The 16,905-nt window shown below is 65.5% G+C and carries 17 protein-coding genes; 10 read left to right on the forward strand and 7 right to left on the reverse strand.

The genetic code is table 11. From position 1 onward, the window contains the following. Positions 1-19 precede the first annotated feature (19 nt). The 3 genes from HPT29_RS15905 (at position 20) to HPT29_RS15915 (ending at position 3,267) form a co-directional block, all read left to right on the forward strand. Positions 20-454: a MarR family winged helix-turn-helix transcriptional regulator gene (locus tag HPT29_RS15905; protein ID WP_173949123.1), complete on the forward strand. Its 435-nt coding sequence runs from the start codon at positions 20-22 to the stop codon at positions 452-454. A 121-nt stretch (positions 455-575) separates the two neighbouring features. Beyond that, positions 576-2,144, forward strand: coding sequence for an MFS transporter (locus HPT29_RS15910; protein ID WP_173949204.1), 1,569 nt, complete (start codon positions 576-578; stop codon positions 2,142-2,144). 7 nt (positions 2,145-2,151) lie between these two features. Continuing rightward, on the forward strand, positions 2,152-3,267 hold the full coding sequence (locus HPT29_RS15915; protein WP_173949122.1) for an HlyD family secretion protein: 1,116 nt from the start codon (positions 2,152-2,154) through the stop codon (positions 3,265-3,267). 123 nt (positions 3,268-3,390) lie between these two features. Here HPT29_RS15915 and HPT29_RS15920 read toward each other — a convergent pair whose 3' ends face one another. Together HPT29_RS15920 and HPT29_RS15925 are read right to left on the reverse strand one after the other, a co-directional pair. Next, positions 3,391-4,986 carry a DHA2 family efflux MFS transporter permease subunit gene (locus HPT29_RS15920; protein ID WP_173949121.1) on the reverse strand — a complete coding sequence of 532 codons (1,596 nt, stop codon included), beginning with the start codon at positions 4,984-4,986 and terminating at the stop codon, positions 3,391-3,393. 5 nt (positions 4,987-4,991) lie between these two features. Then, complete coding sequence (locus tag HPT29_RS15925) at positions 4,992-6,188, reverse strand: HlyD family secretion protein (protein WP_173949120.1); 1,197 nt, start codon at positions 6,186-6,188, stop codon at positions 4,992-4,994. A 149-nt stretch (positions 6,189-6,337) separates the two neighbouring features. Here HPT29_RS15925 and HPT29_RS15930 point away from each other — a divergent pair, with 149 nt between their 5' ends. Beyond that, positions 6,338-7,039: a TetR/AcrR family transcriptional regulator gene (locus tag HPT29_RS15930; RefSeq protein ID WP_173949119.1), complete on the forward strand. Its 702-nt coding sequence runs from the start codon at positions 6,338-6,340 to the stop codon at positions 7,037-7,039. Here HPT29_RS15930 and HPT29_RS15935 read toward each other — a convergent pair. Beyond that, entirely contained in the window at positions 6,999-7,685 is a 687-nt protein-coding gene (locus tag HPT29_RS15935; protein ID WP_173949118.1) for a Crp/Fnr family transcriptional regulator, read from the reverse strand. The genes HPT29_RS15930 and HPT29_RS15935 overlap by 41 nt on opposite strands. 185 nt (positions 7,686-7,870) lie before the next feature. Here HPT29_RS15935 and HPT29_RS15940 point away from each other — a divergent pair, with 185 nt between their 5' ends. The 6 genes from HPT29_RS15940 to HPT29_RS15965 all read left to right on the forward strand — a co-directional run bounded on the left by HPT29_RS15940 (position 7,871) and on the right by HPT29_RS15965 (position 11,909). Beyond that, positions 7,871-9,748 (forward strand): ABC-F family ATP-binding cassette domain-containing protein, encoded by a 1,878-nt coding sequence (locus HPT29_RS15940; protein ID WP_173949117.1) that lies wholly within the window; start codon positions 7,871-7,873, stop codon positions 9,746-9,748. 185 nt (positions 9,749-9,933) lie between these two features. Beyond that, positions 9,934-10,335, forward strand: coding sequence for a hypothetical protein (locus HPT29_RS15945; protein WP_173949116.1), 402 nt, complete (start codon positions 9,934-9,936; stop codon positions 10,333-10,335). 175 nt (positions 10,336-10,510) lie between these two features. Continuing rightward, a complete protein-coding gene (locus HPT29_RS15950; protein ID WP_173949115.1) occupies positions 10,511-10,693 on the forward strand; it encodes a hypothetical protein in 183 nt (60 codons plus the stop codon). A gap of 89 nt (positions 10,694-10,782) precedes the next feature. After that, entirely contained in the window at positions 10,783-10,920 is a 138-nt protein-coding gene (locus HPT29_RS15955; protein WP_173949114.1) for a hypothetical protein, read from the forward strand. A 146-nt stretch (positions 10,921-11,066) separates the two neighbouring features. Next, positions 11,067-11,342: a hypothetical protein gene (locus HPT29_RS15960; RefSeq protein WP_259060074.1), complete on the forward strand. Its 276-nt coding sequence runs from the start codon at positions 11,067-11,069 to the stop codon at positions 11,340-11,342. An 84-nt stretch (positions 11,343-11,426) separates the two neighbouring features. Beyond that, on the forward strand, positions 11,427-11,909 hold the full coding sequence (locus HPT29_RS15965; protein WP_173949202.1) for an AAC(3)-I family aminoglycoside N-acetyltransferase: 483 nt from the start codon (positions 11,427-11,429) through the stop codon (positions 11,907-11,909). Between the two features lie 30 nt (positions 11,910-11,939). Here HPT29_RS15965 and HPT29_RS15970 read toward each other — a convergent pair whose 3' ends face one another. The 4 genes from HPT29_RS15970 to HPT29_RS15985 all read right to left on the reverse strand — a co-directional run bounded on the left by HPT29_RS15970 (position 11,940) and on the right by HPT29_RS15985 (position 16,871). After that, positions 11,940-12,323 (reverse strand): hypothetical protein, encoded by a 384-nt coding sequence (locus HPT29_RS15970; RefSeq protein ID WP_173949113.1) that lies wholly within the window; start codon positions 12,321-12,323, stop codon positions 11,940-11,942. After that, positions 12,323-13,891: a S10 family peptidase gene (locus tag HPT29_RS15975; protein ID WP_173949112.1), complete on the reverse strand. Its 1,569-nt coding sequence runs from the start codon at positions 13,889-13,891 to the stop codon at positions 12,323-12,325. The genes HPT29_RS15970 and HPT29_RS15975 overlap by 1 nt, the downstream gene beginning before the upstream one ends. A gap of 972 nt (positions 13,892-14,863) precedes the next feature. After that, on the reverse strand, positions 14,864-15,316 hold the full coding sequence (locus tag HPT29_RS15980) for a DNA polymerase III subunit chi (RefSeq protein WP_173946437.1): 453 nt from the start codon (positions 15,314-15,316) through the stop codon (positions 14,864-14,866). A 67-nt stretch (positions 15,317-15,383) separates the two neighbouring features. Continuing rightward, entirely contained in the window at positions 15,384-16,871 is a 1,488-nt protein-coding gene (locus tag HPT29_RS15985) for a leucyl aminopeptidase (RefSeq protein ID WP_173946436.1), read from the reverse strand. Positions 16,872-16,905: the final 34 nt, after the last annotated feature.

A 16,905-nucleotide genomic window follows, 5' to 3' on the forward strand; every position in this document is an offset into this window, starting at 1 on the left:
TATGTGGTCTAAGTTGCTCATGACGACTCCTGCCAAGGCGGCTTTTTCCGAGGAGATCTGGAAGGTCAGCCGGAAGATGCGCACCCTCTTCGACGCTCGGGTCCGAGCCAAAGGTCTGACCCTGGCGCGCGCACGAGCCCTGATGCTCCTGGGAAGGAACGGCTGCATGACACAGACGGAACTTGCAGACCTGCTGGAGATCGAGGGCCCGACCCTGGTCCCCCTTCTCGACAGCCTTGAGAAGCAGGCTCTGATCGAGCGCCGACCGGTGGACGGCGACAGGCGCGCCAAGCAGATCGCCCTCACGGAAGCGGGACAGGAACAGGCCGCCTACGTGAACATTCTCGTTCAGGAGTTCCGTAGCGATGTCCTGAAAGAGACCAGCGAGGACGATCTCAAGGCAGCCCTCCGCGTTTTCCACGCCATGGTGCGGAATATCGAATCCGCCGGCTGAAGATAGTGTGCATTCGGTGACAGCGACCTCCGACGACAGTTCTCCCCATGGCTCCGACGCCGTAACCGCTTCGAAGCCGGTCGAGCCGCAGGCGGCACCCGCCCCGCCCGCGCCAACTCCCATGCCTTGGTCCCGGGCGGCGCTCTACATGCTGACGTCCCTTCTCCTGTCACTCACTCAAGGACTGGGGATGAACCTTGCTGCGGCGAACCTCCCTCAGCTTCAGGGGCCGCTCGGCGCCACAACGAATGAAGTCACCTGGCTGATCGCCGCCTATATGGCGCCCAATGTGAGCCTGTCGCTGATCCTTGTGAAGGTCAGGGCACAGTTCGGGCTTCGCAACTTCGCGGAGCTGAGCATTCTCGTGTTCGTCCTCGTGATGCTGCTGCACATCTTCGTGCGGGACCTGCAATCGGCCCTCATCGTGCGCTTCTTCAGCGGCATCGCAGCCTCGCCCATCTCGACGCTCGCCTTCCTGTACATGCTGGAGCCGCTGCCCCCGGCCAAGAAGCTGAGCGTCGGCCAGCCCCTCGTCCTCACGAACATCGCATTGGGCGCCCCGTTGGCCCGCCTGATCTCGCCGGACCTCCTGATGCTCGGCGATTGGCATGGTTTGTATCTGTTCGAGATCGCCCTCGCCATGATGGCCTTCGCGGCCGTGTACCTCCTGCCCCTGACGCCTCCGCCGCGTGCCAAGGTGATCCACTGGCTCGACGTCGTCAGCTATCTTTTCATTGCCGTCGGCTTCGGTCTCATCGCCATGGTGTTCGTGCTGGGAAGGGTCTACTGGTGGTTCGAAGCGCCCTGGCTCGGGGTCATGCTCGCCCTCGGCCTCGCTTCGCTCACCTGCGCGGTCGCGATCGAGCTCAACCGCGAGACGCCCTTTCTGGATATCCGATGGCTTGCCCAGAAAGAGATCCTGCATCTCGCCGGCACCCTCATGATCTTCCGGCTTCTCATGTCGGAACAGACGGCCGGCGCCTTCACGTTCTTCCAGTCCCTAGGACTGCAAAACGAGCAGATGACAGTCCTGTCCCTGGTGGTGATCGGGGCCTCCATCACGGCCGGCCTGGGCTATATCCTTCTCGTCAAGCCCGGCCGCGAGACAGCCGCTCAGATGGTCGCCTTGGTCCTGCTGCTGATCGGCGCACTCATGGACAGCAACGCAACGAGCCTCACAAGGCCTGAGCAGATGTACGTGAGCCAGGCGCTGATCGCGGCAGCTGGGGTCCTGTTCCTGCCTCCCGCCATGGCGACAGGGCTGGCGCTGGCCCTGCAGCGGGGGCCGACCTTCATCCTGAATTTCATCGTCGTCTTCCTGACGACGCAGAGCCTCGGTGGCGTGATCGGATCAGCCCTCGTCGGCACCTTCATCACCTGGCGGACTCGATTTCATCTCCAGGACCTGGTCGACCACCTTGCTTCGACGAACCCACTCGTCTCTCAACGTATTGCGCAACTGGCCGGGACCTACGGCCGCGTCATCACGGATCGATCCCTGCTCAACGCGGAGGGCGTGGCGCTCCTGGGCCAGCAGGTCACCCGGGAGGCGACCGTGCTCGCCTACAATGACGCTTTCCTGGCCATTGCTCTCGCGGCCGCCTTCACGCTCGCGGCGATGATCCTCCATCTCGGGATCCGTGCGATCCGCAAGAGCCTCTCACCCGAACCGCAACCGGCCGTCAGTTAAAATCATCATGACCAAGTTCTTTCGATCCACCGCCTCCCTCATTGCCGTGATCATCGGTATCGCCGGTGTCGCCCTCGTGCTCTATGCCTGGCGTCTCCCGCCCTTCACGAGCTCGGTCGCGACCACCGACAATGCCTATGTCAGGGGACAGATCACGGTGATTGCGCCTCAGCTTGCCGGCTACGTGGCCGAAGTGGCCGTGCAGGACTTCCAGCGTGTAAAGGCGGGGCAGCTCCTGGTGAAGATCGACGACCGGATCTTCGCGCAGAAGCTCGAGCAGGCGAAAGCCACCCTGGCCAGCCAGCGGGCGGCCCTGTCCAATTCCGAGCAGAAGGAGCGCTCGGACCGGGCACGGATCGAATCGAGCCAAGCCCAGGTCGACAGCAGTCGGGCGGCTCTGAATGCCGCGGAAGCGAACTGGAACAGGATTTCGCCGCTCCTGGAACGGGGGGTCGCGACGCAGAGCCAGGCCGATCAGGCCCGGGCCGGCTTCGACCAGTCGACTGCCGCCCTGCACCAGGCCGAGGCGGCGCTGACCGTCTCGCGCCAGGATCTTGCATCCACCCTCGTCAACCGCCAATCCCTCGAGGCGGTCGTTCAGGGCGCCGAGGCCGCCGTCCGGCTGGCCGAGATCGACCTGCAGAACACGCGCATCGTGGCTCCTGAGGACGGGCGCCTCGGCGAGGTCGGCGCGCGCGTCGGTCAATACGTATCGGCCGGCACGCAGCTGCTCGCCCTCGTGCCCGAGCGGATCTGGGTCGTCGCCAACTTCAAGGAAACCCAGCTTCCGGGCATGCGGGTCGGCCAGCCTGTCACCTTCACGGTCGACGCTCTGGAGCATGCGCAGCTCGCCGGGCGGATTGAGCGCTTCTCGCCCGCCGCCGGTTCCGAATTCAGCGTGATCAGGACCGACAACGCCACCGGCAACTTCACCAAGGTGGCACAACGGGTGCCGGTGCGGATCGCCATCGATCCCGGCCAGGCGCTCACGGACCGACTGGTGCCGGGCATGTCGGTGGTGGTGAGCGTTGATACGCAGGCCCGTCCTGCGGATGTCCCGGCAACGGGAACAACCCCGCAGGCTCAGGGTTCGACCGTGACGTCGGAGCAGGATCGACGATAGCGCATCGTGCGGACCCGGAGCGGTGGAGAAGGTCTATGTCCTGCTGCGCAGGCTCAGGCTGAAGGCATCCGGACGATAAAAAAAGCCCGGTTCGAGAGCCGGGCTTAAGTTTTGGAGGTTTAGCTAATGCCCCCCGCCGCCGCCTGCTGGCGCGGCACGAGGCTTTTCGATGAAGGGCAAGGCGCAGATCAGGCCCAGGAACAGCACGGTCAGGAGCAGGAACACGTCGGCGAAGGACATGACGAGCGCTTCCTTCCTGACCATGTTCGACATGGTCTTGATCGCCGCCGCATTGGCATCCGTGCCGAGCCCCTGGAACCTCATGGTTAGGGCATTGAGGGTCTCCAACGCCCGGGAGCTGTCCCAGCTGACGCTCTCGCGCAGGCGCTGGAGATGCAGGTCGAGGCGGTTGTTCAGCAGGGTGTTGATCACCGCGAGGCCGACGGCGCCGCCGAGATTACGGGTCAGGTTGTAGAGGCCGGACGCATTCTTGATCCGGTCCGGTGGCAGGGTGCCGAGAGCGATGTTGTTGATCGGCACCATGCAGATCATGAGGCCGACGCCGCGGAAGATCTGCGGCACGAACAGCTCCCAGAAGTCCCAGTCCTTGGTCAGGCCCGTGATCTGCCAGGTGCCGAACGCGAAGGCGCCGAAACCGATGGCCATCATGAGCCTCGGGTCCATTTTGCGGGACAGCATCCCCGCCACCGGGGCCATGAGGAACATGGTGGCCCCGGTCACGAACATGGTCTCGCCGATCTGCAGGGACGAATAGCCCCTCACCCGCGCCAGATAAACCGGGTAGAGATAGGTTAGGCCATAGAGGCCAATGCCCATGACGAAGCTGAAGGATGAGCCTGCCAGGAAGTTGCGGTCAGTGAAGGCGCGCAGGTCCACGATCGGCTGCTTGGCCGTGAAGGCGCGGTAGAAGAAGCCGATCGCCCCGACAGCGCACACGATGGCGAGGATGAGCACCGCCTCGTCCTGGAACCATTCGTTGTTGGGCCCCTCTTCCAGCACGTATTCCAGACTACCGAGAAAGGCCGCCATGCAGCCGAGGCCCACCCAGTCGAAGCTCTTGAACAGGCTGAGGTCGGGCTCGTCGAAATCGACAAGCAGATAGGTCGAAACGGTCACGAAGATGCCCGGCACGATGTTGACCAGGAACAGCCAATGCCAGGAGAAGAGATCCGTCAGATAGCCGCCGAGGGTCGGGCCGATCGTCGGCGCGAGCGTCGCCACGAGGCCAATGATCGGCGAGATCACGGGCCGCTTCTCGGGCGGGAAGATCGTGAAGGCGGAGGCGAAGACGGTCGGGATCATTCCGCCGCCGATGAAGCCCTGCAGGGCGCGGTAGACGATCATCTGCTCGATGTTCGTCGCGGTCGCGCACATGAAACTCATGGCAGTGAAGCCGCCGGACGCGATCACGAACATCCAGCGGGTCGAGAGCACGCGCGAGAGCGTGCCCGAAAGCGGGATCATGATCACTTCGGCGATCAGGTAGCTCGTCTGCACCCAGGAGATTTCCTCGGACGAGGCCGAGAGGCCCGCCTGGATCTCGGCGAGCGAAGCCGAGACGATCTGGATGTCCAGGATCGCCATGAACATGCCGAAGACCATGCAGAAGAACGCGAATGTCCGGCGCCGGTCGAGCGGCGCCGGCTTCGCGGCCGGCATGCCTTGAGGCTTTGCTTGAACAGCAGCCGATGCGGCCATAGTTCCTACTCTTTGATGCTAGCCGTCTTGGCGGCGTCAGCGCCGGTGCGGGTATCCACGTCGACCACCACCGACAGGCCCGGGCGCAGCAGACCCTGCTGGGCCACCTCGGGATTGACGGTGACCCGGACGGGCACGCGCTGGACGATCTTGGTGAAGTTGCCGGTGGCATTCTCCGGCGGCAGCAGGCTGAACACCGCGCCGGCGGCGGGCGACACGCTCTCCACGGTACCGACGATGTCGGAATCCGGGAAGGCATCGACCTTCACATGCACTTTCTGGCCGGGCTTCAGGGACGCGAGCTGCGTTTCTTTGAAGTTGGCATCCACATGGACGCTCGTCAGCGGAACGAGAGCCGCCAGGCGCGCGCCGGGCTGGACATAGGTGCCGACCTCCACGGCCTTGTTGCCGATGATGCCGTCGAGGGGCGCGCGGATCTCCGTGAAGGAGAGATCCCGCTCGGCCTTGTCGACGGCGGTCTGATACTCGGCCGCAAGCCGCTCGCCCTCGTTCTTCTGAGCAGCGAGAACCTCGACATTGGCCTGAGCCGCCGCCACCGCCGCCTGGGCGCTCTTGACGTCGGCATTGGCTCGGTCACGGGCAGCCTTGGCGTTCTCGAGCGCGGCGCGGCTGGTGTAGTCGGACCGGGCGAGCTGCTGCTGACGGGCATAGTCACCCTCGGCGCGCTCGGCCTCGGCCTGCGCGCTGACCACCTGCGACTCCGCCTGCAGCGCCGAGGCGCGGCCCGCTTCGATCTGGCGCCCGAGGCGCACGATGGCGCTCCGCTGGGTCGCAAGCTTGTCCTTGGCCGACTGGAGGGCAAGACCATAATCGCCATCGTCGATCTTGGCGATCAGGTCGCCCGCCTTGACGCTCTGGTTGTTCGTGACGGCCACGGAGGCGACGTAGCCGGAGATCTTGGCCGACAGGATCGTGATGTCCGCCTGTACATAGGCGTCGTCGGTCGAGACCATGAAGCGCCCGTCCGTCCACCAATGGTAGCCCTCATAGCCGCCGAATCCCAGAGCGGCCGCCAGGATGGCGAGGATCACGGGCTTCTTGCCGAAACCCTTCTTCCGTGCCTTGGGCTCGGCGGCCTTAGGCTGGGCCTGAACAGGCTCGGGCGCCTGAACGGGCTGCCCGCCCTTAGCCGTCTCGAGGCGCTCCTTGGCGCCCTGCTCAAACTCGTCCCGATAAGCCATGTGAACCTCTGCAAGCCAACTTAAAGCCCGTTGTTCGAGATGGTTCGGGCTTATCGTTGCAGACTTGATATCTGCCAGTCACCTGCCATATATGAGTTGACCGAACCGTTCGGTCAATAGCGCTAACGAAAAAGGATACAAGAGAAGCTATGAGCGCCGTGCATGACAGCACCCGAGATCAGGCACTTTCCTCTCCGACCGACGAGAGCCCGGAGAACTCGAAGCGCCGCCAGATCCTGGAGGGCGCCCGCAAGGTCTTCCTGGCTGAGGGCTTCGACGGCGCCAGCATGGGCGAAATCGCCAAGGTCGCCGGGGTGTCGAAGGGCACCCTCTACGTCTATTTCGACAGCAAGGAACGCCTCTTCGCCGCTTTGACCACGGAGGAGAAGCAGGGGCTGGCCGAGGTTCTGTTCAAGCTCGATGCGAATGATCCTGACGTCCGCAGCGTTCTGAAGGCGCTTGGCCTGGGCTATCTGCGCCGCATGGGCAAGCCTGAACACATCTCCTCGATCCGCATGGTCATGGGCGCGGCCGAGAAGTTCCCTCATCTGGGACAGGCCTTCTATGAGGCCGGCCCGTGCCAGGGGCTCGCCCGCCTCGGCGCCTATTTCGACCGGCAGGTCGAAGCGGGCCGGTTGTCCATCGAGGATACCCACGTGGCCGCCCAGCATTTTCTCGATCTCTGCGTGTCGGGCATGCTGCGCCGCCTGCTCTTCTCGGTCGGAGAACCGCCGACGGAAGCCGAGATCCAGAAGAACGTTGAGCACGCGCTTCGGGTCTTCTTCGCGGCCTATGGACCAAAGGAGCCGGTTAGTGATCCGTCTGCATCGCCTCGGCTACGCGCGCTTTGAGCACGTCCGGCTGCCGCAGGATCAGGGCGCCGCGCGTGCGCTCGATCAAGCCTTCCTGGGTCAGCATCGTGAATTCGCGCGTGATCTGCTCGCGCCGGCAGCCGATCCGGGCCGCCACGATGTGGTGGAAGGGCGGCGGGGTGATGACCCGCTCCCCCGACCGGTCCTGACGGGGCGTCGACAGCCGCAGGAGCTCCGAATAGAGCCTGTGCCGGAGATCGAGCACAGTCTGTTCCATGAACCGGGCGTTCAGCTCGCGGATGCGGGACGCCATGAGGCAGAACAACCGCTCGGCGATAGGCTGATGGGAGAAAAGGAGCTCCTTGAAGACGGTGGCGGGCATCACGCAGGCCTCCCCGCGGGTCAGCGCCGTCACATTGGCCGAACGCGGCACCCCGTCGAGCGCCGCCAGCTCCCCGAACAGGTCGCCGGGCCTCATCTCATAGAGGATGACCTCCTTGCCGGAGGCCGTGCGCATGAGGACCCGGACCTCGCCCGAGAGGAGGAAGTAAACGTCCGTGGACGGCTCGTCGAAGTCGACCAGAACCTCCTCGGGATCGAAGCGGCGCCAGTTGGCCCGCGCCTCGAACCGCTCCAGGTCGATGTCCAGCCCTTTGAAAAGCTTAATCCCGGCGAGCCGCGCCATCGGTCCTCTCCCCCTGAATGCTATCCTTGGCTATAGCACATATTTTCCATAGCCAGTATGTCATTTGATCCACCCCTTTCCCAGGCATTGCGGGTCTTGTCACTAGCGATTCAGGCTAGGTGGCGTCCGGTCGCGGCCCAGGACCGGGACCTTGCCAGAGCCGCCGTCCCGCGCCAAAAGGCGGCATGCTTCACGTCAACGACCTAACCTACCGCATCGGCGACCGGCTGATCCTCGACCACGCCTCCTTCAACCTGCCCACCGGCGCGAAGGTGGGGCTGGTCGGGCGCAATGGCGCGGGCAAGACCACCCTGTTCAAGATCATCCAAGGCGAGCTCGCCACCGAGAGCGGCAGCGTCACCCTTCCCCGCGGCATGAAGATCGGCGCGGTCGCCCAGGAAGCTCCCGGCGGGCCCGAATCCCTGATCGACGTCGTGCTCGCGGCCGACAGGGAGCGCAGCGCCCTGTTAGTCGAGGCCGAGACGGCGGACGGCCTCCGCCGGGCGGAGATCGAGACCAGGCTCACCGATATCGGGGCTCATTCGGCACCCGCCCGCGCCGCCGCGATCCTGCACGGGCTCGGCTTCGATGCCGAGGCTCAGAACCGGCCCTGCTCGGATTTCTCCGGCGGCTGGCGCATGCGCGTGGCGCTCGCCGCCGTGCTCTTCACCGAACCGGACCTGCTGCTCCTCGACGAGCCGACCAACTACCTCGACCTCGAGGGCACCCTCTGGCTTTACGATTATCTCGGACGCTACCCGCACACGGTGCTGGTCATCAGCCACGACCGAGAGCTCCTCGACGCCTGCGTCAACCACATCCTCCATCTCGACCGGGGCAAGCTCGCGATCTATCGCGGCGGCTACACGTCGTTTGCCAAGCAGTTCGCGGAAAAGCGCGAGCTGACGGCCAAGATGGCCGCCAAGCAGGAGGCCGAGCGCAAGCATCTCCAGGCCTTCGTCGACCGCTTCAAGGCCAAGGCATCCAAGGCCCGTCAGGCGCAATCCCGCGTCAAGCGCCTCGCCAAGCTGGAGCCCATCGCGACCATCGTGGAAGACGACGTGCTGCCCTTCAACCTGCCCGGCCCGGAACGCCCCGCGGCGCCGCCGCTGATCACGGTCGAAGGCGGCGCCGTCGGCTACGGCGAGCGGATCGTGCTCGATCGCCTCAACCTGACGATCGCGCCGGACGACCGGATCGCGCTTCTTGGCTCGAACGGCAATGGCAAATCCACCTTCTGCAAGCTCATCGGCGGCAGGCTGGCGCCCATGAAGGGCGAGATGCGCACGCCCAGCCGCATGGACGTGGCCTATTTCGCCCAGCACCAGCTCGACGAGCTGAACCCCAAGGCGACGGCCTACGACCACGTCGCCGAGCGGATGCCCGACACGCCGGTCGCCAAAATTCGGGCCCGGACTGCACAGATCGGCTTTCCGAGTGCAAAGGCGGACACCCCGGTGTCCGCCCTGTCGGGTGGCGAGAAGGCGCGCCTGCTCATGGGACTGGCGGCTTTCGACGGCCCTCACCTGCTGATCCTCGACGAGCCGACGAACCATCTCGACATCGACAGCCGCACGGCTCTGATGGAAGCGATCAACGACTACACGGGCGCGGTCATCCTCGTGAGCCACGACCGCTTTCTGATCGAAGCCTGTGCGGACCGACTCTGGATCGTCGGCAGCGGCGGCGTGAAGCCCTTCGACGGCGACATGGACGATTACCGTCAGCTCGTGCTGTCCGGCGATCTCGATCCGCAGAGACGTTCCGACAAGCCACTGGCACCCGGCGCCTCCAAGGTGGAGGAGCGTCGTGCCGCCGCCGAGCGACGGGTGGCCCTGGCACCGCTGCGCAAGAAGCTGGAAGGGGTCGAGGGTCGAATGGCGAAGCTCACGGACGTGATCGGCAAGATCGACGCCGCGCTCGCCGACGGCACCGCCTTCCAGAAGGATCCGGCGAAGGCCACCGAGTTGTCCAGAATGCGCGCCGAAGCCGCCGCGACCCTGGCCTCCGTCGAAGAAGAATGGCTGACGCTCAGCAGCGAGATCGAAGAGGCCGGAGCGTAGCGGGCTTCCCCGTCCCGCATTTTTCGACCGCGGACCGGATCCCATCCCGCGGTGGACGCTTTCCATGGTGATCGTCGCGGCTCGAGGCGTTGCCCGCGAGCCGGACAATCGCCCCTGAACAAGGCGTTATAACATCGTTCATCCTCCGCCCCGTATATTGACGACCTCACGATGGAGAACGAGACATGCTTCGCGCAGTATTGGCAACGGCGGTGCTGGCCACCGGTGCACTCTTCGGGACGGTGCCGGCGGCACAGGCTCAGAGCCTGGTGCCCTGCGCGCGGGAACACGAATTCTGCCGCGTTCCCTACCCCACCCGCGTCATTTACGGCGTTCCCGGACGGAGCGCGGAAATGTTCGTTCGCGAACGTGGCATCCCATGCTCGAACCGGGTCTTCGGCGATCCCGCACCGGGTGTCCCGAAGCGCTGCGCGTTCGTCGCACGTGGATACGACCGCGGCGACCGCTGGCGCGACGACGGTTATCGGGGGCCTCCGCCGCGGCGGGGCTACGACCGCGGGTACGACCGTGATTTCAGGGACGATGGCGGTTATGACCGGCCCGTCCGGCGCTACGACGTCTACTGAGAAAAGACGCGGCTCAGCCGGTCCTCTCGGTCGAGGATCCGGGTGCGGGCACGGCAATCCGACCCGTACCTCCTCCTACCTACCCCCGCAGGGCTCCAGAGTTACCTACTCGGGGCCCGCGCAGAATCGGAGCAGGAACGTATTCTCGAAAGAGCCTTATGGGGGAGGCTGACCGATGAGGATCCAAATTTCCGCCTGCACCGACAAAGTCTTCGAGGTGGGTCTTTTGCCGCTGGCCCATCTGACCGAGAGTTCGGCTTCCGCCGTCAACGACAATGCGACCCGCCCGCCGATCAAATCGAAAGCCCGGTTGCATTGGAAGCGCGCGGCGTTCCTGGCGCAGCATGCGGTTAGGTAATGATGCCGTAAGGTAATATCGCGTGCGGGACAGCACATCTGTCCAGCTTTCCCTACGGTAGCCTTCTGCTGCCTTTGATGGAGGCTTGGATGAATCAGGTGATGTCCTACTGCACGGCAAGGCTCTTCTCACGGGCCTTCGTGCCGCTTGCTCCCTTCAGAGCCCGGGAGGTCGAGCCGGGCAACGACAACGATCCGCTGGCTCCCTTCCCGTGCGTCTGGCGCTGACGAGGTCACCCGCTTTCGAGCGCCGGAAAGGCCGATGCCCATGATGGCTGTTGCTTACCTCCTATGGTCATTTGAAGGTTCACGTCGCGAACTGCGACATTCCTCTGCCCGTGATCGCGCCAGCCCGGGCCCCCATGGAGAGGATTGTGACCGCTGCTCATGATCTCGAAGAGATCGTCGATCTGTTTGCCATCGGCAGACCGTCCCGGAATGCCGACCTTTTGCCCGTGAAGGTCGCGACGCTTCCTCTCAAAAAGGCCGTTGCCCTCGTGATCGAGGACTGGTCCGACGACAAGTTCCGGCAATTGAGCGCGGTCATTCAAAGGCGCTCCGGCCCGGCGATCCGCAGCCTCGACGACATCCGACATCTCTACGATCGCGCGACCTCCCGCACGGAAAATCGCGTCAGGCGCCCCGTCTGACGTTCGATCTCGCGTCAGAAACCCGAGGCATCGCCGGCTCCGGAGGGAATGCCCTGGACGCCCCCGCTGCCCTATGGTGAAGCCATGTCGTCGATCCCGCTCCCCATCCGCCGTCTCGGACCCGGTGACGTCCCGCTTCTGCGCAAGCTGAACGCGTTGTTCGCCGTTGCATTCGACGATCCCGCCTCCTATGCGTCCGAGCCGCCGAGCGACGCCTATCTGGAAGGACTTCTCGCCAAGGAAAACGTCGTCGTTCTCGTGGCGCTGTCGGGCGGCGACGTGCTGGGCGGGCTCGTCTCCTACGAGCTCGAGAAGTTCGAGAAGGCGCGACGGGAGTTCTACATCTACGACCTCGCGGTCCATGTGGCGCATCGCCGTCGGCATGTCGCCACCGCGCTCATCGAGCACCTGCGCGGGATCGCCGCCCAGCGCGGGGGCTGGGTCGTCTACGTGCAGGCCGATTACGGCGATGAGCCCGCCATTGCCCTTTACGAAAAGCTCGGCACCCGCGAGGAGGTGCTGCATTTCGACATTGCCGTCGGGCCGGCTCCGCCGGGCGGCCGGTGAAGCGGCCACGGCCGTTGCGTCAAGGTAGGATCAGGGCTTCACGATCCGGTCGAGCCGGTTGTTCACGAAGAAGTACAGCTCACGGCCGCCGGGCTCGGAATAGAGCACCTGGACCTCGCGCTGGCCCTTGCCGCTCTCGCCGACCAGCACATCCGTCGCCGGCTTGCCTTTCAGGCGCACGAGGTCGCACTCGGTGATCCCGGGCTCGATGGTGGTCGCCCGGCCGAATCCCGTGACGGTGCAGCGACCGTCCGGTCCCAGGGTAGGCCCATCGATGACGGGCCCCGGGGTGACGGCCGGCGCCGGAGCGATCGCCACAGCAGGAGCCGGTGGCGCGCTGCCCGTGCTGGTGCAGGCCGCCAGAACCAGCGCGACGAAAGCGACGCTCGAGAGAACCTTCACATGCATTCCCATCAATCCCTGTTGTCCACGGCCCTCGCCTGCAGGGCCTCGTCGAAGAGGCGCTGCACATCGGCCTTGAAGGCCTGCCGCGACGCCTGCCGCGAATAGAACATGTGGCCGCCTTCGTAAACACTCAGCGTCACACGCGGCTGGGGACCGAGCTCGGGCAGCTGGTTCAGGAGCAGCTGGGAGGCATAATAGGGCGTCACCAGGTCGGTGAAGCCGTGCGTGACGAGCACGCGCATCCTGCCGTCGAGAGAGAGGGCCTGGCGCAGCTCGTCGAGGTTTTCGGGACCGTTGCGGCCGCCGCCCCAGCGCCATGCGCCGTTGACCGATCCGTTCAGCAGGTTGTAGCGCCCGTCCGCCTTGTAGTTCAGGGTCTGGGCCAGGTGTTGGATGATGGCGCTCGACAGGGGCGCCGTCATGGCATCGAGCACGGGATCGTCGAAGCGGGAAGACTGCGATGACGGGTTGGGGTCCGCGATGGCCACGTTGGTGTCGTAGGCGCTGACGATTTCGGACGATCCGCGCCGGAGCTCGCGCTGGACCGTGCGCATGTCGATGCGTCCGGCCAGGCGACGGGTCAGTTCGGGATCAAGCCCGCTCAACTCCGCCACGCGCCGGCTGATCCGGTCGACGGCCTCCTTGTCCCGCAGGCCCCGCATGAGGTCCACGAGGTATTCGCCGGACGCGTAAGCCTCCGCGCTCCCGAGCGCCTCCCGGGACACCGGCCCGGTGCGGGACAGTTTCGCGGCGGCCAGGGACGGCAGCAGGGCCGAATAGGTCCACGGCGCCCCGGCGGTCCCCTGCTCGAGCCAGTCGAAGTCGAAGACCGGCGAGACGAGCACGAGGCCGCTGAAGCCGACGCCCTGGTCGTTCTGCAGCTTCTGAGCCAGCAGCGGTCCGCGGAAGCCGCCGTAGCTCTCGCCGACGAAGAACTTCGGCGAGACGAGCCGGTTCTTCTCTTTCAGCCAGCGCGTGACGAATGCGGCGATCCCGTCGATGTCTCCCGCAACGGAATAGAAGCGCTCACGCACCGGGTCGCCCCCGACCACGCGGCTGTAGCCGGTGCCAGGCGGGTCGATGAACACGAGATCCGTGAAGTCGAGCCAGGTCTCGGCATTCGGCACGAGAGCCGGAGACGCCGAGGGGCTGATCGTCGGCCCGTCCATCGGCAGGAGCCAGGGACCGACCGCGAGAAGATGCAGATAGGCCGAGGACGCGCCGGGCCCGCCGTTCACCGCGAACGTCACGGGCCTGGTCGCCGGATCCGCATCGTCCCGGGTATAGGCGACGAACCCGATCTCGGCCTGCGGCGTGCCCTGCGGATCCGTCAGCGTCAGATGCCCGGCGGTGGCGGTGAAGGACAGGGTCCGACCCGGCAGCTGAAGGCTGTGCCGCGTCACCGATTCCGGCGGCAGGGCCTGCGTCTCCCTGGCCTCCGGCCGCGACCGACGCGCCTCCTGCTGGCCCTGGGACTGCTCCCGGTTGCCTGCCTGCTCCTGCGCACCGGCGCCGAGGGGCATCGCCAGGGTCAGGACAAGGGCAGCATAGAGAGGAAGACGCGTCGCTCGGGTCATCGGGAGTTCCTTTCGGCCTCCCTGAAACTGGAGAGCCCCCCGGCCACGGCAAGTTCCGCGGCGATGAAGTCTTCGTGTACTGTGCCGCGCCTCAATCCGACCTCATACCGCGGGTCAGGCGGACCGCCCTCCCGCCCTTCTCCGTCATCACCGGCCTTCCGCCGATGTTCCCGCTTGTCTGAAGCGCCGCGCCTGTTCGGATCGGGATGGCCCGTCCTGATCCTCTCCCGTCATCACCGGGCTTGTCCCGGTGATCTCGATTGTCTGAGGTGCGGCGCTCTTCCGGATCGGGATGGCCGGCACAGGGCCGGCCATGACGTGAGAGGATCTCAGGACGGCTGCGGCGATGCTGATGTCAAAGAGCCAGCACCTGTGGGCCCGCAGCTTGCGCTGCGAGCCTTCAGGATGATCGAGGGTGGCGCGAGTGGCAGCCCGGCTCGATGTCTGAGGTGATAAGCGAGAGCCAAGCTGCTCGTCGCGCACGGTTCTTTTCAGGCGGACCAGCTGGGCAGAGCCCAAGGTCGGCCTCCTGCGCGCCCAGGGGTGCGAAGCCTGTCGCAGGACCGTGCCGGCTCCCACACTTGCGACGCCTCGCGAGCGCGCCCCTCGAAGGAACCGATCTATCCAACGATATAGCTTAGCTTGGCACTTTTGTCAAGAACAAAGTGAGAACACATCGTTGCGCAGACCCTGCCACGTCATCACCGGCCTTGTGCCGGTGATCCCGACCCGTAAGGCGCTCTGCTCTTCCAATCGGGATGGCCGGGACAAGCCCGGCCATGACCCCGAGGGTGATGGAAAGACTCTGAGATGGCCGGGACAAGCCCGGCCATGACGGGGTGAGTGTCAGGATAGACGGAGGGCGGCGAGGAAGAGCGCCGCGCTTCACATGATCGCGACGGCCCTGAGGGCCCCTTGCAATGACGGGCCCCTTGGCAAATCCCGCAGGATGATGGCGTCCGAGGACGATCCTCACGCCTTCCGCTGCCAGCGTCCGCGCTCGTCCTGCTGCCAGTAGGTCGCGTCGTGGCCGCCCTCCTTCACGGCGCGCCACTGGTCGCGGGCGAAGGCCAGGGCCTGGATGTCGTTGCCGTCGAAGAGGATCGCGAGCCGTTCGTAGGAGGAGGCGTTCTCCGGCAGATCGGCGCCCTCCACGAGGAACCGGATCGAGGCGCCGTTGGGATTGTCCCCGGACAGGGTAATGAGAATGGGCTGGTCCGCCGCATGGGCCTCGCGGTCCGTCCCATGCGGCAGGAAGCTCTCGTCGGCAAAGGTCCACAGGTGATCGTCGAGCGCGGTCATGCGCTCCTCCGTCGTCACCTGCACGACCCCGCGCCAGCCCCGCTCCAGGGTCTTCTGCAGGAGCGTGGGCAGCACGGCCTCGAGGGGCTGATGCTGAAGGTGGTAGAAAAGGACCTCGGTCATCGATGATCACGATCCCTTGCGGGTGCTCGGGGTTGCAAGGCGTGCGAGGTCCTTGTCGGCCGCATTCTCAGGCCTCGTAATGGTCGCGCACGAGGCGGTCGAGCAGGCGCACGCCCCAGCCGGAGCTCCAGCCCTTGTTGATCTCGGTGGCCGGCGAGCCCATGGCCGTGCCGGCGATGTCGAGATGGGCCCAGGGCACGTCGTTGACGAAGCGCTGGAGCAGAGCCGCCGCCGTGCTCGAACCGCCGAAGCGGCCCGCCGAGTTCTTCATGTCGGCGAACTTGGAATCGATCATCTTGTCGAATTCCGGCCCGAGCGGCATGCGCCACACGCGCTCGCCGGTCGCCTTGCCGGCGGCCGTCAGGCGCTCGGCCAGCTCGTCGTCGTTGGAGAAGAGACCGGCATATTCCTGGGCCAGGGCCACGAGGATCGCGCCCGTCAGTGTCGCGAGATCGATCATGAATTTCGGCTTGAAGCGGTCCTGCACGTACCAGAGCACGTCGGCCAGCACGAGACGCCCCTCGGCGTCCGTGTTGATGATCTCGATGGTCTGGCCGGACATGGTGGTGACGATGTCGCCGGGCCTTTGCGCATTCCCGTCGGGCATGTTCTCCACGAGGCCGATAGCCCCGACCACGTTCGCCTTGGCCTTGCGGCTGGCGAGCGCATGCATGAGGCCGACCACGCAGGCCGCCCCGGCCATGTCGCCCTTCATGTCCTCCATGCCGGCGCCGGGCTTGATCGAGATGCCGCCCGAGTCGAACACCACGCCCTTGCCGATGAACGCGATGGGGCTGTCGCCGGTCTTGCCGCCGTTCCATCGCATGATGGCGACCCGGCCGCCGCGCACCGAGCCCTGCGCGACGCCGAGGAGCGCCTGCATGCCGAGCTTCCGCATGGCCTTGTCGTCGAGGATCTCCACCTCCACGCCGAGCTTGGTGAGAGCCTGAGCCCGGGCGGCGAATTCCTCGGGGCCAAGCACGTTCGGCGGCTCGTTGACGAGGTCGCGGGCGATGACCACGCCCTGCTGGAGACCCTCACGGGCCTTGTAGATCTTCTTGACGGCGGCGGGGTCGGCCACGCTCAGGACGAGGCGGCCGGCATCGGCCCCGTTGTCGTCCTTCTTGGTCTTGTAGCGATCGAAGCTGTATCGGCGCAGCTGCGCGCCGAGCGCGACATCGGCGACCGCGTCCGGCGTGATCTCGGTCTCGGGCAGATCCAGCACCACCGTCGCGACCTTGCCGTTCGCCTTTCCGGCAACCAGGCCGCCCAGCTGAACGAAGTCGAGGTTGGCCCGGTCCTTCTCGCCGCCGAGGCCGATCACGATCAGCCTGTCGACGGACAGGCCCGTGGGGACGACGATGGACATCGCGGATTTCGCCTTGCCCTTGAACTTTTCGGCAGCCGCAGCCTTCGCGATGAGATCGACGGCCTCCGAGCCTATCTGCCGCGCAACCGCGTCGGAGGGCTTGAGATCCTCCCCGACGAAGACGATGAGGTCGCCGGTTTCGACCTTGCCGTGGGGCTGGAAGTCGATCTTGAAGCTGTCGGCCATGAAATCCTCTTTGTTGTGATGCACATCGCCGGTC

Source organism: Microvirga terrae (assembly GCF_013307435.2).
Lineage (GTDB): Bacteria > Pseudomonadota > Alphaproteobacteria > Rhizobiales > Beijerinckiaceae > Microvirga > Microvirga terrae.

Excerpts from the sequence above, each read along its gene's own strand:
- HPT29_RS15905 (WP_173949123.1), top strand. The coding sequence starts at position 20 with ATGACGACTCCTGCCAAGGCGGCTTTTTCCGAGGAGATCTGGAAGGTC.
- HPT29_RS15910 (WP_173949204.1), top strand. The coding sequence starts at position 576 with ATGCCTTGGTCCCGGGCGGCGCTCTACATGCTGACGTCCCTTCTCCTG.
- HPT29_RS15915 (WP_173949122.1), top strand. The coding sequence starts at position 2,152 with ATGACCAAGTTCTTTCGATCCACCGCCTCCCTCATTGCCGTGATCATC.
- HPT29_RS15920 (WP_173949121.1), bottom strand. The coding sequence starts at position 4,986 with ATGGCCGCATCGGCTGCTGTTCAAGCAAAGCCTCAAGGCATGCCGGCC.
- HPT29_RS15925 (WP_173949120.1), bottom strand. The coding sequence starts at position 6,188 with ATGGCTTATCGGGACGAGTTTGAGCAGGGCGCCAAGGAGCGCCTCGAG.
- HPT29_RS15930 (WP_173949119.1), top strand. The coding sequence starts at position 6,338 with ATGAGCGCCGTGCATGACAGCACCCGAGATCAGGCACTTTCCTCTCCG.
- HPT29_RS15935 (WP_173949118.1), bottom strand. The coding sequence starts at position 7,685 with ATGGCGCGGCTCGCCGGGATTAAGCTTTTCAAAGGGCTGGACATCGAC.
- HPT29_RS15940 (WP_173949117.1), top strand. The coding sequence starts at position 7,871 with ATGCTTCACGTCAACGACCTAACCTACCGCATCGGCGACCGGCTGATC.
- HPT29_RS15945 (WP_173949116.1), top strand. The coding sequence starts at position 9,934 with ATGCTTCGCGCAGTATTGGCAACGGCGGTGCTGGCCACCGGTGCACTC.
- HPT29_RS15950 (WP_173949115.1), top strand. The coding sequence starts at position 10,511 with ATGAGGATCCAAATTTCCGCCTGCACCGACAAAGTCTTCGAGGTGGGT.
- HPT29_RS15955 (WP_173949114.1), top strand. The coding sequence starts at position 10,783 with ATGAATCAGGTGATGTCCTACTGCACGGCAAGGCTCTTCTCACGGGCC.
- HPT29_RS15965 (WP_173949202.1), top strand. The coding sequence starts at position 11,427 with ATGTCGTCGATCCCGCTCCCCATCCGCCGTCTCGGACCCGGTGACGTC.
- HPT29_RS15970 (WP_173949113.1), bottom strand. The coding sequence starts at position 12,323 with ATGGGAATGCATGTGAAGGTTCTCTCGAGCGTCGCTTTCGTCGCGCTG.
- HPT29_RS15975 (WP_173949112.1), bottom strand. The coding sequence starts at position 13,891 with ATGACCCGAGCGACGCGTCTTCCTCTCTATGCTGCCCTTGTCCTGACC.
- HPT29_RS15980 (WP_173946437.1), bottom strand. The coding sequence starts at position 15,316 with ATGACCGAGGTCCTTTTCTACCACCTTCAGCATCAGCCCCTCGAGGCC.
- HPT29_RS15985 (WP_173946436.1), bottom strand. The coding sequence starts at position 16,871 with ATGGCCGACAGCTTCAAGATCGACTTCCAGCCCCACGGCAAGGTCGAA.